This is a genomic window from Cellulomonas marina (genome assembly GCF_900111925.1).
In the GTDB taxonomy this organism is placed as follows: Bacteria; Actinomycetota; Actinomycetes; order Actinomycetales; family Cellulomonadaceae; genus Cellulomonas; species Cellulomonas marina.
Window position 1 is genome coordinate 15,847 of record NZ_FOKA01000011.1, and the last position, 14,643, is coordinate 30,489.

The 14,643-nt window shown below is 77.4% G+C and carries 10 protein-coding genes and 1 pseudogene; 6 read left to right on the plus strand and 5 right to left on the minus strand.

Annotated elements, in window-relative coordinates:
* Positions 1–99: 99 nt before the first annotated feature.
* The 4 genes and pseudogenes from BM048_RS18805 to BM048_RS12200 all read left to right on the plus strand — a co-directional run.
* A pseudogene (locus BM048_RS18805) lies at positions 100–900 on the plus strand (sulfurtransferase); the annotation flags it as partial.
* 887 nt (positions 901–1,787) lie between these two features.
* Entirely contained in the window at positions 1,788–3,140 is a 1,353-nt protein-coding gene (locus BM048_RS12190; RefSeq protein WP_090033623.1) for an FAD-binding oxidoreductase, read from the plus strand.
* 108 nt (positions 3,141–3,248) lie between these two features.
* On the plus strand, positions 3,249–4,013 hold the full coding sequence (locus BM048_RS12195) for an NADPH-dependent FMN reductase (protein ID WP_090033471.1): 765 nt from the start codon (positions 3,249–3,251) through the stop codon (positions 4,011–4,013).
* Positions 4,010–4,633 carry a flavin reductase family protein gene (locus BM048_RS12200; protein ID WP_308439498.1) on the plus strand — a complete coding sequence of 208 codons (624 nt, stop codon included), beginning with the start codon at positions 4,010–4,012 and terminating at the stop codon, positions 4,631–4,633. The genes BM048_RS12195 and BM048_RS12200 overlap by 4 nt, the downstream gene beginning before the upstream one ends.
* A 57-nt stretch (positions 4,634–4,690) precedes the next feature.
* On the opposite strand, the gene BM048_RS12205 is transcribed toward BM048_RS12200, so the two are convergent.
* Positions 4,691–5,431: an MBL fold metallo-hydrolase gene (locus BM048_RS12205; RefSeq protein WP_090033473.1), complete on the minus strand. Its 741-nt coding sequence runs from the start codon at positions 5,429–5,431 to the stop codon at positions 4,691–4,693.
* A gap of 103 nt (positions 5,432–5,534) precedes the next feature.
* Positions 5,535–7,730 carry a DEAD/DEAH box helicase gene (locus tag BM048_RS12210; RefSeq protein WP_090033474.1) on the minus strand — a complete coding sequence of 732 codons (2,196 nt, stop codon included), beginning with the start codon at positions 7,728–7,730 and terminating at the stop codon, positions 5,535–5,537.
* A gap of 621 nt (positions 7,731–8,351) precedes the next feature.
* On the opposite strand from BM048_RS12210, the gene BM048_RS18810 reads away from it, so the two are divergent.
* Both BM048_RS18810 and BM048_RS12220 read left to right on the plus strand, forming a co-directional pair.
* On the plus strand, positions 8,352–9,818 hold the full coding sequence (locus BM048_RS18810; protein ID WP_090033476.1) for an HNH endonuclease signature motif containing protein: 1,467 nt from the start codon (positions 8,352–8,354) through the stop codon (positions 9,816–9,818).
* Positions 9,819–10,078: 260 nt separating this feature from the next.
* Positions 10,079–11,539 carry an aminotransferase class I/II-fold pyridoxal phosphate-dependent enzyme gene (locus BM048_RS12220; RefSeq protein WP_090033478.1) on the plus strand — a complete coding sequence of 487 codons (1,461 nt, stop codon included), beginning with the start codon at positions 10,079–10,081 and terminating at the stop codon, positions 11,537–11,539.
* 161 nt (positions 11,540–11,700) lie between these two features.
* Here BM048_RS12220 and BM048_RS12225 read toward each other — a convergent pair whose 3' ends face one another.
* From BM048_RS12225 to BM048_RS12235, 3 genes are read right to left on the minus strand one after another with little or no spacing between them, the layout of a single operon-like run.
* Positions 11,701–12,066: a hypothetical protein gene (locus BM048_RS12225; protein ID WP_090033480.1), complete on the minus strand. Its 366-nt coding sequence runs from the start codon at positions 12,064–12,066 to the stop codon at positions 11,701–11,703.
* A gap of 43 nt (positions 12,067–12,109) precedes the next feature.
* Positions 12,110–13,378 (minus strand): glycosyltransferase, encoded by a 1,269-nt coding sequence (locus BM048_RS12230; RefSeq protein WP_239078740.1) that lies wholly within the window; start codon positions 13,376–13,378, stop codon positions 12,110–12,112.
* On the minus strand, positions 13,375–14,529 hold the full coding sequence (locus BM048_RS12235; RefSeq protein ID WP_090033629.1) for a glycosyltransferase family 4 protein: 1,155 nt from the start codon (positions 14,527–14,529) through the stop codon (positions 13,375–13,377). Before BM048_RS12235 ends, BM048_RS12230 begins: the two co-directional genes overlap by 4 nt.
* Positions 14,530–14,643: the final 114 nt, after the last annotated feature.

Below are 14,643 nucleotides of genomic sequence, written 5' to 3' on the forward strand. Positions count from 1 at the left end.
GACACCCTCTCCACCGACGTCCTGACCCCCGAGCTGCTCGAGGCCACGGACCTGCCCGGCGACGACACCGCCCGGCGGCACCTCGTCGGGCCCGCGGAGCTGCACGCCCTGCTGGGGGGTCCGACGCCGCCCGTCGTGCTCGACGTGCGGTGGAGCCTCGCCGCGCCCGACGGCCGCCCGGCGCACCGCGCGGGCCGCGTGCCCGGCGCGGTGTACGTCGACCTCGAGCGCGAGCTGGCGGGGCACGGCGCGCCGACCGACGGCCGCCACCCGCTGCCGGCCGTGGCGGACCTGCAGGCCGCGGCCCGGCGCTGGGGCGTCCGCGCGGACCGACCCGTCGTGGTGGCTGACGACGCCGGCGGCCAGTCGGCGGCGCGGGCCTGGTGGCTGCTGCGCTGGGCGGGTCTGACGGACGTGCGCGTGCTTGACGGCGGGCTCGGCGCCTGGCGCGCCGCGGGCCTGCCGCTGGAGTCCGGGGACGCACCGGCGCCGGTCCCCGGCGACGTCGTGCTGTCGGGCGGGTACCTGCCGACCGTGGACGCCGACGGCGCCGCGGCGCTCGCGCGGGACGGGCGCCTGCTCGACGCGCGCGCCGGCGAGCGGTACCGCGGCGAGGTCGAGCCCGTCGACCCGCGGGCCGGGCACATCCCCGGCGCGGTCAGCGCGCCGACGGCCGAGAACCTCGGCGCCGACGGGCGTCTCCTGCCGGCCGACGCCCTGGCCGCCCGCTTCGCCGCGCTCGGCGTGCGGCCCGACGTGCCGGTCGGGGTGTCCTGCGGCTCGGGCGTCACGGCCGCGCACGAGGCCCTGGCGCTGACCGTGGCCGGCTACGCGCCCGTGCTCTTCCCCGGCTCGTGGTCGGCCTGGTCGAACGACCCCGCACGGCCGGTGGCGACGGGACCGGAGCCCGACGGCACCCCCGCCGGCGCCACGGTCGCCACGCGGACCTGGACCGAGCCGGACGGCATCGCGCCGCGCGGCACGCTCGTCGTGCTCGTCGGGCGCGGGGAGACGCCGGAGGTCTACGAGCGGTTCGGGCGGCGGCTGTCCGCCGACGCGTACCGGATCGTGGCGGTCGACGAGGGCCGGCACCGGCGGGAGGCCGTCGCGGCGCTCCTGGCCGACGCGTCCCTGCCCGCCCCGCGCGTGCTGGTCGGCGTGGACGCCGGCGCGCTCGCGGCGGTGACGGCGACGACGACCGCCGCCGCGGCCGGCACGCCCGGGCCCGACGCGGTGGTGCTCGTCGGGCTGCCGGGGGCGGCCGAGCCCGGGTCCGGGCCGTGGGGCGGCTCGTGGTCCGACGAGGTGGCTGCGCGCACCGCGTGCCCGAACCACCGCAAGGTCCTCGACCGGGCGGCCCGCAGCGGGATCGGCGCGTCGGTGCTCGGCTCGTCCGCGACGACGGTGCTCAGCCCGGCGCGGGCGGCCCGGGCCGCGCTCGGCGTGCCGGTGCTCGCGCTGCACGGCGCCGCCGACGCCATCAGCCCGGCCGTCGACGCCGTGCCGCTGTACCGGCGGCTCGGCGCGGGCGAGGTCGTGCTCGTCGAGGACGGGCTGCACGACGTCCTCAACGACGTCGCCCACCGCACGGTCGCCGCCACGCTCGTGCTCTTCCTCGAGCGCCTGCGTCTGCGGTCCGCGCGTGGCGGCCTCGCGCCGATCGCGCGGGACGTCGCGGGGGAGCGCGCATGAGGGCGGCGCTGAGCGAGGCCGGGCTCGGCGGCGCGACGGCGTCGGGCGAGGCGCGGCATCCTGGCGACGGGGCACCCCGGACCGGGAGGGACGCGATGACGCCGACGGCGCTCGACGAGCTGGTGGCGGCCGTGACGGAGGTGCTCCGGGACGTCCCGGCGCGGACCGCGGCGCGCACGGACCGGTCCGGGTGGGGCCCCGACGGGGTGCCCGACGCCGTCGTGCGCGCGCACGGGGTCGCCGACGTGGTCGCGGCGATGCGGTGGGCGCACGCGCACCGGGTGCCGGTCGTGGCGCGCGGGTCGGGCTCGGGCCTCGCCGGCGGGGCGTCCGCGGGGCCGGGCCAGGTCGTGCTCGACCTGTCGGCGATGGACCGCATCGTCGAGATCCGTGCCGAGGACGCGGTGGCCGTCGTCGAGCCCGGCGTCATCGCCGGGGACCTCGACCGCGCCGCCCGGGCGCACGGGCTGCGGTACGCGCCCGACCCCGGCAGCGTCGACCTCGCGACGATCGGCGGCACCATCGCCACGAACGCCGGCGGCCTGCGCTGCGTGAAGTACGGCGTCACGCGCGACGCCGTGCTGGCCCTCGACGTCGTCCTGGCGGACGGGTCGCTGCTGCGCACGGGTGCCGGGACGCTCAAGGGCGTCACGGGGTACGACCTCACCTCGCTCGTCGTCGGCTCGGAGGGCACGCTCGGCGTCGTCGTCGGGGCGACGCTGCGGCTCGTGCCGCTGCCGGTCGCGACGGCGACGATCGCCGCGTCCTTCACGGACGTGGAGTCCGCCGCCGCGGCGGCGACCGCCATCACGGCGGCGGGCGTCCGACCCTCGACCCTCGAGCTGCTCGACCGGGCCACCCTCGCCGCGGTCGACGCCGCCCAGGGGACCGACCTCGGCGCGCACGGCGCCGCCCTGCTGCTCGTGCAGACGGACGGGTTCGCCGCGGCGGCCGAGGCCGATGCCGTCGTCGCGGTCCTGACGCCGACCGCCGCGCACCTGGAGGTCACGGCGGACCCGGAGCGGACGGCGACCCTCGTCGCCGCGCGCCGGCTCGCGCTGCCGTCCATCGAGCGGCACGGGCAGGTCCTCATCGAGGACGTCGCCGTGCCGCGGTCGGCGCTCGCGGCCGCCGTACGCGGGATCGAGCAGATCGCCGCCCGCACCGGCGTGAGGGTCTTCACCCTCGCGCACGCCGGCGACGGCAACCTGCACCCCGTCGTCCTCACCGACGACGGGGTCGTCACCCCGCGCGTGCAGGACACCGTCGACGCGATCGTGGCCCTCGCGCTCGCCCTCGGCGGGACGCTGACGGGCGAGCACGGCGTCGGCGTCCTCAAGCGGCCCTGGCTGGACGACGAGCTCGGCCCGGTCGCGCGCGACGTGCAGGCCCGCATCAAGCACGCCTTCGACCCGCACGGGCTGCTCAACCCCGGCAAGGCCATCTGAGACCCGTCGCCGGTCACCTCCGGCCCGCACCCGGGCCTGCACCCCACCTGCACCCCACCTGCACACCCCCCACCTGCACCCCGCCCTGCCCCCACCCTGGAGCCACCCGTGTCCCTCGCACCCACCCTCGACGCCCCGCCGGCGACGACGAGCGCCCCCGTCGGCGGTCCGCCGGCACGCCGCGTCGTCGTCCTCACCGGCAACCCCCGCCCCGCCTCCCGCACCGCCGCCGCGGGAGCCGTGCTCGGCCGGCACCTGGCGGACGCCCTGACCGTGGCCGACGGCTCCGCGGCCACCGGCTCCGCGACCACCGGCTCCGCGGTCGAGGTCGCGGAGATCGACCTCGCCGACCTCGCCGCCGAGCTGCTCGTGCCCGTGCACCCCGGCGCGGACGCGGCACTGGCCACCGTGACCGCCGCGGACCTGCTCGTCGTCGCCACGCCGGTGTACAAGGCGTCGGTGCCCGGCCTGCTCAAGGCGTTCCTCGACCTCGTCGGGCCGCAGGGCCTCGGCGGCGTCGTCGCGGTGCCCCTCGTCGTGCCCGGGGACCTCACCCACGCGCTGGTGGGGGAGGTGCACCTGCGTCCGGTGCTCGTCGAGCTCGGGGCCGTCGTACCGGCGGCCTCGCTCGTCGTCCCCGTGCCGGCGCTGGCCGGGCTGCCCGATGCCGTCGCCGCGTGGTGGGAGCGGTCGGGCACGGCCGTCCTGCGCGCGGCGGGCGCGGCGTCGCCGCCCGTCACGGCACCTCGCACCGAGACGGGCACCGAGACGGGCACCGCGTTCGTCGCTGCGCCCGTCGCTGCGCCCGTCGCCGCGCCCGTCGCTGCGCCCGTCCCTGCGCCCCTCGCCGTGGCGTCGGTGGTGGCGTCGTGACCGCGCTGAGCGCGGACCGCGGGGCCCGCGTCGTGCCGTCTCCCGTCGTGGCGCCTCCCGTCGTGCCGGCTCCCGTCGTGGCGTCGGCCCTCGTGCCGTCCGACGAGCTCCTGCCGGTGCCCGACCCCGACGGCCTCACGCCCGAGGAGTACAAGGACGTGTTCCGGCAGCACGCCGCGGGTGTCGCGGTGGTGACGCTGAGCGGTCCCCGGGGCCCGGTCGGGTTCACCGCCACGTCCGTCATCTCCGTGTCCGCGGCCCCGCCGCTGCTGGCGTTCTCCGTCGACTCGGGCTCGTCGTCCTGGCCCGCGCTGTCGGTGGCGCGCACGGTCGTCGTCAACTTCCTGGCGGAGGACCAGGCGGACGTGTCGTCGCGGTTCGCGACGCGCGGGCAGGACCGGTTCGCCGGGGGCGGCTGGTCGCGGCTGCCGTCGGGGGAGCCGGTGCTGCACGGCACGCAGTCGTGGGTGCGGGCGCGTGTGCTCGACCGCGTGCCGGTGGGGACGAGCTTCCTCGTCTCGCTGCACGCGCTCGAGCACGGGACCCGGCCCGAGGCGCGGCCGCTCGTCTACCGCGACCGTGCCTACCACCGGCTGGTGCCGGGGACGCCGGCGGCCTGACGTGCGTCGAGTCCTGCAAGCGGCCGACGGGTGCAGGGCTCGACGCGAGCGCGCGGGTCAGTGCGCGCCGACCTCCCGAGCGCGGGCTGCGGCCTCCGCGACCCCGGCGGTCCAGGGGTCGCCGTGGCCGGGCAGCACGGTCGCGGCGCCCGTCGCCTCGAGCGCGTCGAGGGAGGCGAGGGCCGCGGCGGAGTCCGCGGTCGCGGCGCCGGCGACGATCTGCGGGCCGCGGCCGCCGGTGTACGGGTCGAGCGTGACGAGCGCGTCGCCGGAGAGCAGGACGCCGCGCTCCGGCAGGTGGAGGGCCACGTGCCCCCAGGTGTGGCCGGGGGAGTCCACGACGACCGGGCGGCCGGGTACGGGCAGGACCCCGCCGCTCTCGTACGCCCGCAGGCCGCGGGCGCCCCGGACGTGCCAGGCCCCGGCCGCCATCAGCGCCGCGAGGACCGGCACGCCGGCGGGGTGCCGCAGCGGGTACGCGGCCAACGGGTTCTCGTGCGCGTAACGGTACGGGTGCTCCACCAGCTCCAGGTCCTCCGTGCCGGCCCAGACCGGCACGCCGAGCACGTCCATCGCCCGCGCCACGTTGCCGGTGTGGTCGAAGTGCCCGTGCGTGAGCGCGACGGCCACGACGTCCGACGGTCGCCGGCCGAGCGCGCGCACGGCCTCGCCGATCCGGCGCCAGTGCGCCGGCACGCCGGTGTCGACGAGCAGGAGCCGTCCCTCCTCCTCGACGAGGTAGCAGTTGACGTACGCGTGGTCGATGCGGTGGACGCGGTCGGCGACCTCGGTCAGCACGGGCGCTCCTCAGGGCGACGACGCCGCGGGGGCCGGGGCTGGACCGTCGGGCGCGAGGTGTCGACCACGCTAGGTCGCCCCTCACGACCGTGCGCGCCGGACGTCACGCGACCGACGCCAGGGCGAAGGGCAGCACCTCGTCGGCGCCGGCCCGCCGCAGTGCGCGCCCGGCGACGGTCAGCGTCCAGCGTGAGTCGACGAGGTCGTCGACGAGCAGCACCGGCCCGCGCACCTGCGCGAGGCGCTCGGCCATCCCGGTCGGCACGGCGAGCTGGTCCCACACGCCCGCGAGCCGGAAGGCGCTGTTGCCGCCCGGCTCGCCGCGCGGCCCGCCGTCGGGCGCCTCGAGCGTGCCGAGCCACTCGAGCCGTCCCCGCTCGGCGAGGTGCTGCGCCACGGAGGCGACGAGCTGCGGGTGCCGGCGCGACGGCACCGCCGCGACCGCCACCGGCCGGCGTGCCCACCCCCACCCGGCGAGCACGGCGACGCAGGCGCCGAGCAGCGCCGGGTCGGCGGAGGCGTCGGGGGTCCTCGCGTCGAGCAGGGTGCGCAGGCGCTGGCCCCAGCCGAGGTCGGTGAGCCGCGCGACGACCCGCCCCTCGCCGACCTGCTCGTCGGCCGCGATCTTGCCCTTGACGGGCACGCCGAGCCGGTCCATGCCCGTCGGCCACTGAGCGCGGGGCGGCACCTCGACCCCGACCTGCCGCAGGCGCCGGTCGGCGTCCTCGCGGGCCTGCTCGGGCACGTCGGTGGGGAACCACGTGCCCGCGCACCGGTCGCACCGCCCGCAGTCGGCGGCCGACGGGTCGTCGAGCTGCTCGGCGAGGAACCGCATGCGGCAGCCGTCGGTCGCCTCGTAGTCGAGCATCGCGCGGGCCTCGGCGCGGCGGGCCTCCTCGACGCGGCCGTAGCGCTCGGCGTCGTACGTCCAGCCCTGCCCGGTCGCGGTCCATCCGCCGCCGACGCGCTCGAGGGCGCCCTCCACGTCGAGCACCTTGAGCAGGAGCTCCAGCCGGGTGCGGCGCACGTCGGTCACCGTCTCGAGGGCGGCGGTCGACATCGGCCGTCCCGCCCGGCCGAGGGCGTCGAGCACGGCCGCGGCCTGGTCCTGGCGCGGCATCGACGACGTCGCGAAGTACGACCAGATCTCCCGGTCCTCCTCGCCCGGCAGCAGCAGCACGTCGGCCCGGTCGGTCGCACGCCCGGCGCGGCCGACCTGCTGGTAGTAGGCGACCGGTGACGAGGGCGCCCCGAGGTGCACGACGAAGCCCAGGTCGGGCTTGTCGAAGCCCATGCCGAGCGCGCTCGTCGCCACCAGCGCCTTCACGCGGTTCTCCCGCAGGGCCTCCTCGGCCTCCTCGCGCTCGGCCACGTCCGTGCGCCCGGTGTAGGCGCGCACGGTGTGCCCGGCAGCCGCCAGCAGCGCCGCGGTCTCCTCCGCCGCCGACACCGTCAGCGCGTACACGATCCCGCTGCCCGGCAGCTCGTCGAGGTGCGCCGCCAGCCAGGCGAGCCGGTCCCGCGGTGCCCGCAGCGGCAGCACCCCGAGCCGCAGCGACGCCCGCGCGAGCGGCCCGCGGTGCGTCGTCACGGGGTGGTCGGAGCCGTCCGCGAGCTGCTCAGCCACGTCCTGCACGACGCGGGCGTTGGCGGTCGCGGTCGTCGCCAGCACGGGCGTCCCCGTCGGCAGGTCGCCGAGCAGGTCGCGAATGCGGCGGTAGTCGGGCCGGAAGTCGTGCCCCCAGTCGCTGATGCAGTGCGCCTCGTCCACCACGACGAGCCCCGCCCGCTCCCGCAGGCCCGGGAGGAGCTCAGCGCGGAACTTCGGGTTGTTGAGCCGCTCGGGGGAGACGAGCAGGACGTCGACCTCGTCGGCAGCCAGCGCAGCCGTGACCTCGTCCCACGCGTGCGCGTTGGCGCTGTTCATCGTCACCGCCCGGACGCCGGCCCGAGCCGCGGCGGCCACCTGGTCCCGCATGAGCGCCAGCAGCGGGCTGACGATGAGCGTCGGGCCGGCCCCGCGCGCCCGCAGCAGGGCCGTGGCGACGAAGTACACCGCCGACTTCCCCCACCCGGTGCGCTGCACGACGAGGACGCGCCGCCGGTCGACGACGAGGTCGGCCACGGCCTCCCACTGCCCGTCCCGGAAGTCGACGTCGTCCCGCCCGACGAGCGCGCGCAGCGCCGCCCGCGCCTCGGCGTGCACCGCCTCCCGCGGGTCGTCGGCGGTGCTGCTGGTCGTCGTGCCGGGCGGCGTCGCGGAGGGCGTCGTGACGGTGGGGGTCGTCGTCTGGTCCATGGTGCGACCGACGCTAGCCCCCGCCACCGACACCCGGTGTGCCGGGCCTGTGGACGGCGTCGGTCGGGCGGTGCGCGCGCCCCACCCCGCAAGGGCCGCGGTGCCGGAGAGCGCAGATGCGCCCGTCGTCAGTGACGCCGTCGTCGCCCGCTCATCCGCGCGTCCATCGTGCGGGTCGGGAATCCGGTCGTCGACCACGCGCACTGTGGAGAACGCGGGAGAAATCGAGGCTGTGGACGGCTCGCGTATTGCTGCGCAACTCCTTCGGGTGATCTTTCTGTCCTCGATATCAGGTTCCGCCGCCGGTTGTGAGCAACGGCGATGTGGAAAAGGCAGAGGATCGCGTGCGCCCGTGCAGCGACCGCCGGCCGACCGGCGCGCGACGAGCTCCTCGTCCGCCCCGTACTGCTCGACTGCCGGACGCGGTTGAGGAGCTTCCACGGTCATGGGATCGGACGACACGATCGTCGCGAGCCGAGCCCTCCCTCGGCATCGTCCGCTGCATTCCTGCTGGTGGCCGCTCCCGAGGGCGCTACGACGGTCGTCGTGTCAGTGGTCGATGGCATTGTTCGAGCAGGAGGAAAAGGCCCGTGGGGCCGCCGTCGAGGATGAGGAGGTGCCATGGCCACCACCGGCGTGCTCGGTGCCCTCGGTGCGGTGGCCGAGGCGGTGGACACCGCTGCGGCCGCACTCCTGCGTCACGGAGCGGCGGGACGGGCCACCGAGGGGCAGGAGGCCCTGGAGGCCGTCCGCCTCGCGATGGCGCTCGCCGGGCGGCTCGAGGCGATCACCGCCGGCCTGCTGCCGGTGGTCGAGGCCGACGGGCTGTGGGCGCTGGACGGTGCGCGCTCGCTCGCTCAGTGGGTGTCCTCGGTGGGCCGCGTCCCTCACGTCCGCGCGGCGGCGCTGGTGCGCACGGGCCGCACCTTCCGCGACGTGGTCCCGGCGACGGCGGCCGCGGCGGTGGCGGGTGAGGTGGGGATGGAGGCGGCGCGGGCGATCGCGGCGGCGGCGAACACGCCGGTGCGGGCGGCGGTGTTGCAGGACGAGGGCTCGTCGGTGGGGGAGGGGTTCCTGCTCGCGCAGGCGCGCGACCTGCCGGTGAGCTCGTTCCGTCGGCTGGTGTCGCGGTGGTCGGCGTCGGTCGACCCGGAGGCCGACGAGCGCGGGTTCCGGGAGGTCTCCGAGCGGGAGTTCCTGGACCTGTCGGCCACCACCGGCGGCTACCACGTCTCGGGCTTCCTGTCGGAGGAGAACGGGGTGGTGGTGCGGGACGCCTTGGCGGCGGTGACGGGTGTGCCCGCGGCCGACGACGAGCGCACGTCCTCCCAGCGACGGGCGCGGGCACTGGTCGACCTGGCACGGCTGACGCTGGACCACGGGTTGGCGGGGCCCAGCGGGGAGCAGCGACCGCACCTGAGCGTCGTGGTGGACTGGGAGACGCTGCAGCGCGCGGTCGCGGGCGGCTCGGCGACCGGAGACCGCCACGAGGACGGTCACGAAGACGGCGACGAGCGGATCCGATCACGACGCGGTTCGTCGGGTAGGTCGCCCTGTTGGTCGTCGGGAGCGGCGTCGAGTCAGGGAGAGGACGGGCAGCGGCACGGGAGCTGCCTCGCCGGCGCGCCGTCGGAGCTCGGGCTGTCCGGGGACGTGGAGAGGTTCGGCGTGGGTGAGCTGGTCGGCGGACGAGCGGTGCCGGCCTCGGTGCTGGGGCGGCTCGCGTGCGACAGCGTGCTGTCGCGGGTCGTGTTCGGGCCGCGCTCGGAGATCATCGACGTGGGCCGGTCGCAGCGCACGTTCACCGGTCCGCGTCGTCGCGCGGTCGTGGCTCGTGACGGGCGCTGCCGGTTCCCCGGGTGCGATGCCCCGCCGGCACTGTGCGAGGTGCACCACGTGCGGCACTGGGCGCGTGACGGTGGGGACACCGACGCCGACAAGGGGGTCCTGCTGTGCTGGCACCACCACGCCCGTGTCCACACCCTCGGGATCGAGATCGTTCGCCGCGGCAGCCGGTGGCACTTCACCGACCGTCACGGCGACCCGCTCACGGGTGCTCGTCGCCGGACCACCTCGCCGAGGACCTGACGGGTCGAGCCGAGGAGCTGAACCGGTGGCGCGCGCGTCCGCCTCCGACACGTCGGCCCTCACCCACGAGCACACCGAGCGGCGAGGAGCTCCTCGAGTTCCCGGTGCCGAGGCCGACGGCCCGACGACGAGCGGGAGGTCGCCGTTCGCTGCGCGGGACGACGGCGCGAGGGCGCAGTTGCGGCACCCCGGGCCCACCCCCACGATCGACGGGGCCGTCCAGACCGCGGAGGCCTCCCGCACGACGCAGGAGGACCCGCATGGACCACAGCCGAGCACCCGTCCTGGAGGCGCTGGAGGCGTTCCGCCGGCGCGGTGACGTCGTCTTCGGCCCGCCCGGCCACCGCCAGGGCCCGGGCGCCGACCCTCGCGTGCGCGCGGTGCTCGGCGAGGGCGTCTTCGCCTCCGACGTCCTGCTGCTCAACGGGCTGGACGACCGCCGGGAGTCCCAGGGGGTGCTCGACCAGGCGCTCGCCCTCATGGCGGACGCCGTCGACGCCGACCAGTGCTTCTTCTCCACCTGCGGCAGCTCGCTGTCGGTGAAGAGCGCGATGATCTCGGTGGCCGGACCCGGGGAGAAGCTGCTCGTCTCGCGCAACGCCCACAAGTCCGTGGTCGCCGGCCTCATCATCAGCGGGATCGACCCCGTGTGGGTGCATCCTCACGTCGACGACGACCTGCACCTCGCGCACCCGCCGGAGCCCGAGGACGTGCGCGCGGCGCTGGCCACGCACCCCGACGCCAAGGGCATGCTGCTCATCAGCCCCACGGACTGGGGGACGTGCGCCGACATCGCGGGGGTCGCGGAGGTGTGCCACGCGGCGGGCGTGCCGCTGATCGTCGACGAGGCGTGGGGGGCGCACCTGCCCTTCCACGACGGGCTGCCGTCCTGGGGCATGGACGCGGGCGCGGACCTCGTCGTCACCAGCGTCCACAAGACGGGCTCCGCGGTCGAGCAGAGCTCGTGCTTCCACCTGCAGGGCGACCGCATCGACCCCTCGGTGCTGTCCGCCCGCGAGGACCTGCTCGGCACGACGAGCTCGTCGTCGCTCGTGTACGCCAGCCTCGACGGGTGGCGCCGCCAGATGGTCGAGCAGGGTGAGGCCCTGCTGGACGGTGCGCTGCGCCGCGCGGACCGGGTGCGGGACGTGGTCACCGGTCTCGACGGGCTCAGCCTGCTCGGCCGGGAGGTCGTCCGGCCGCAGGGCGCCGCCGACCTCGACCCCCTCGTTCTGACCGTCGACGTGCGCGGGCTGGGCATCACGGGCTTCAGCGCCGGGGAGTGGCTGCGCGCCGAGCGGCAGATCGACGTCGGCAGCACCGACACCTGCCGGATCAGCGCCCGGATCACGCACGGGCACACCGACGACGACGTGCGACGGCTCACCGAGGGGCTCGAGGCCCTCGTCGCCGCCGCCGGGACCCTCGACCGCGCGCCCCACGTCGCCCTCCCGCCGGGGCCGGCGCTCGAGATCCAGACCGTGATGCTGCCGCGGGACGCGTTCTTCGGGCGTGTGGAGCAGGTCGACGCCGACGAGGCGGTGGGCCGGGTGTGCGCCGAGACCATCAGCCCCTACCCGCCGGGCGTCCCGGTCCTCGCCCCCGGGGAGCGCATCACGGCCGAGATCGTCGACTACCTGCGCACGGGCGTCGAGGCCGGGATGCTCCTGCCGGACCCGGTGGACCCGACGGCCGCGTCGTTCCGCGTCGTCGCCGAGTAGGGCGGATCGGCGCGGGCCGGTCCGGGTCGGCTCAGACCGCCTCGGGCCGGCTCGGATCGGCTCGGATCGGCTCGGACCGGCTCGGACCGGCTCGGACCGGCTCGGACCGGCTCGGACCGGCGCGGACCGGCGCGGACCGGCGCGGACCGGCTCAGACCGGCTCAGACCGGCTCGGGCGCGTCCCAGTCGGTGAGGGCGACGGACGCCGCGAGCATCGCCGCGGTGGCCAGCCACAGGGCCCGGGCGCGCGGCTCCTTGGCGATGCCCGTCACCAGGGGCAGCGCGAGGTAGAGCGGGTCCGCGAGCAGGTCGGCGGTGCGGTGCGCGCGCAGGGACAGCACGGGACGCACCGCCAGCGGGGTGCGGGTCAGGGCGTTCACCGTGGTCGCGAGCGCGCCGAAAGCCTCGAAGAAGACCTTCGCGCGGGTGCTCGTCCCCAGCAGGTGCGGTGCCGTCAGCAGCGTCGCGGCGACGCCGTAGTCGAGGGCGGCGTGGACGGGGTAGGGGTGATGGACTTCGTCATCCACCGAGCGTAGGAGCGGTGCCCGTCACGCGCCGCTCGGGGGGTCGTCAGCCGCGGACGAGGGCGACGTCCTCCGCGGGACTGCCGGCATGGGCGGCGAGGAAGCCCTCCACCGTGCGGTCCCAGCCGAAGTCCTCGGCCCGGGCGCGGCAGGCGCGGCGCGCGGCCGCACGCGGCATCGCGAGCACGCCTGCCGTGGCGGCGGCCAGGGGCTCGGGGGCGCAGGCGGTGGCACGGCCGGTCCCGGCGACGAGGAGCTCGGGCACCGCCGACGACGAGGCCGCCACCACCGGCGTCCCGCACGCGAGCGCCTCCAGCGCCGCGAGGCCGAAGGTCTCGGCCGGCGCGGGCGCCAGCACGGCGTCGGCCGCGGCGAGGGTGCGGGCGACCTCCCGCCGGTCGGCGACGAAGCCGCGCCACTCCACGGGCAGGTCGTGGGCGCGCCGCACCAGCGCTGCGCGCTCCGGCCCGTCGCCGAGCACGGTGAGCCGCACGCCGACGCCCTGGCGCAGCAGCGCGCGCACGGCGTCGACGGCGACGTCGGGGCGCTTCTCCGGGGACAGCCGGCTGCACAGCACGAGCCGCGCGGGCCTGGTGCGCACGCCCGTGGCCGCGTCCGCGGACGCCCCGGCGGACGGCCCCGCGGACGGCCCGACGGACCGCCGGACGCCCGGCCCCTCGTCGGGCCCCTCGTCGAGCTCCTCGTCGAGCTCCTCGTCGAGCTCCTCGTCGAGCACGGGCCGGAATGTCGCGAGGTCGACGCCGAGCGGGATCCGCACGGTCGGCACGCCGATGCGGTCGAACTCCGCGGCGGCGTGCGCGGTGGTGGCGACGATGCGGTCGAACGCGGCGGCGGTCGTCGCGTTGTGCCGGTCGGCGAGGCTGCGGGCCACCGACCCCGGCAGGTGTCCGACCGTCTGCAGCAGCCCGTCCACGCGCTCGTGCGCGATGCCGAGGAGGGGCGTGCCCGTGCCACGGGCCCACGCCCCGACGTGCCGCAGCGTGAACCGGTCGGAGACCTCCAGCCGGTCGGGCGCGAGGGTGTCGAGGGTGTGCCGTACGGCCCGGGCGTCGACGAGGGCCCGGTACCCGCCCGTGCCGGGCACCCGGGGCCCCGGGAGCTGGACGAGCGTGCCCCACGGGTGCGTGGTCACCTGCGTGCGCGCGCCGGGGACGACCACGGTCAGCCGGTGCCCGCGCGCGGCGTACCCGACCCCGAGGGCGACCAGCGTCGTGCGCACCCCGCCCGACCGGGCGGCCCACGCGTTGGTGAGGTGGACGACGTGCAGGCGGCGTCCGCCGGCGGAGGCGCTCACCGGGCGTCCACGGCGTCGCGGCGGCCCGTGGAGCCGCCGGCGCCTGCGGCGCGGGCGGCGACGGCGTCGGCGTAGTGGTCGAGGAGGCGCTCGACGACGACCGGCCAGGTGCGGCCCTCGACCGCCTCCCGGGCCGCCCGGCCCATGGCCCGGCGCTTGGCGGCGTCCCCGGCGAGGTCGGCGACCCGGGCGCGCAGCGTGGGCAGGTCGCCCGGCGGGTACAGCCAGCCGGTCCGGCTCGGGGCGACGAGCTCCGCGACGCCGCCCGCGCCGACCGCCACCACGGGGACGCCCGCCGCCATCGCCTCCTGCGCGGACTGGCAGAACGTCTCGTGCGGCCCGGGCTGCACCGCCACGTCGAGGGTCGCGACCAGGCGTGACAGCGCTGCCCCCGTCCGCACGCCGAGGAACCGCGCACCGGGCAGCAGCCGCTCCAGCCGCGCACGCTCGGGCCCGTCCCCGACGACGACGAGGCGCACGCCGGGCAGGCCCGCGACGGCCCGCAGGTCCTCGAGACGCTTCTCGGGTGCGAGCCGCCCCACGTAGCCGACGAGCACCTCGTCGTCGGGCGCGAGCCGCCGGTGCAGGCGCGGGTCGCGGTGGGCGGGGTGGAAGGCCGCGGTGTCCACGCCGCGCGGCCACAGCCGCACGCGCGGCACGCCGTGGTCCTCGAGGTCGGCGGCGGCGATGCGGGAGGGGGCCAGCGTGAGGTCGGCCGCCTCGTGCACCGCGCGGACCCGCCACCAGGCCGCCTCCGCCGCGGCGCCGAGGCCGTAGCGGGCGGCGAACCCGGCGACGTCCGTCTGGTAGACCGCGACGGTCGGCACGCCGAGCCGGGCGGCGGCGCGGACCGCCGGACCCCCGGTGAGGAACGGCGACGCGAGGTGCACCACGTCCGGCCCGAAGGCCCGCAGGTGGCGCTCGAGCGTCCGCGCCGACGGCACGCCGAGCGCCAGGCCGGCGTGCCCCGGCAGCGGCACCGACCGCAGCCGCACGACGCGCGCCCCGTGCACCCGGGCGGGTGGTTCGCCGGGCGCGAGCACGAGCGCCGGGTGGCCGTGCCGCGACAGCTCGTCGAGCACGCGGACCACCGACCGGCTGACGCCGTTGACGTGCGGCAGGAAGGACTCGGTGACGAGGGCGACGCGCACGGTCCCAGCCCACAGGACGCCGGCGACGCCCGGACGACGCACGAACGACGAACGGGCGACGTCACGGTGTCGGTCAGCCGTCGGTCGGCCGTCGGTCAGTCGTCGGTCAGCCGT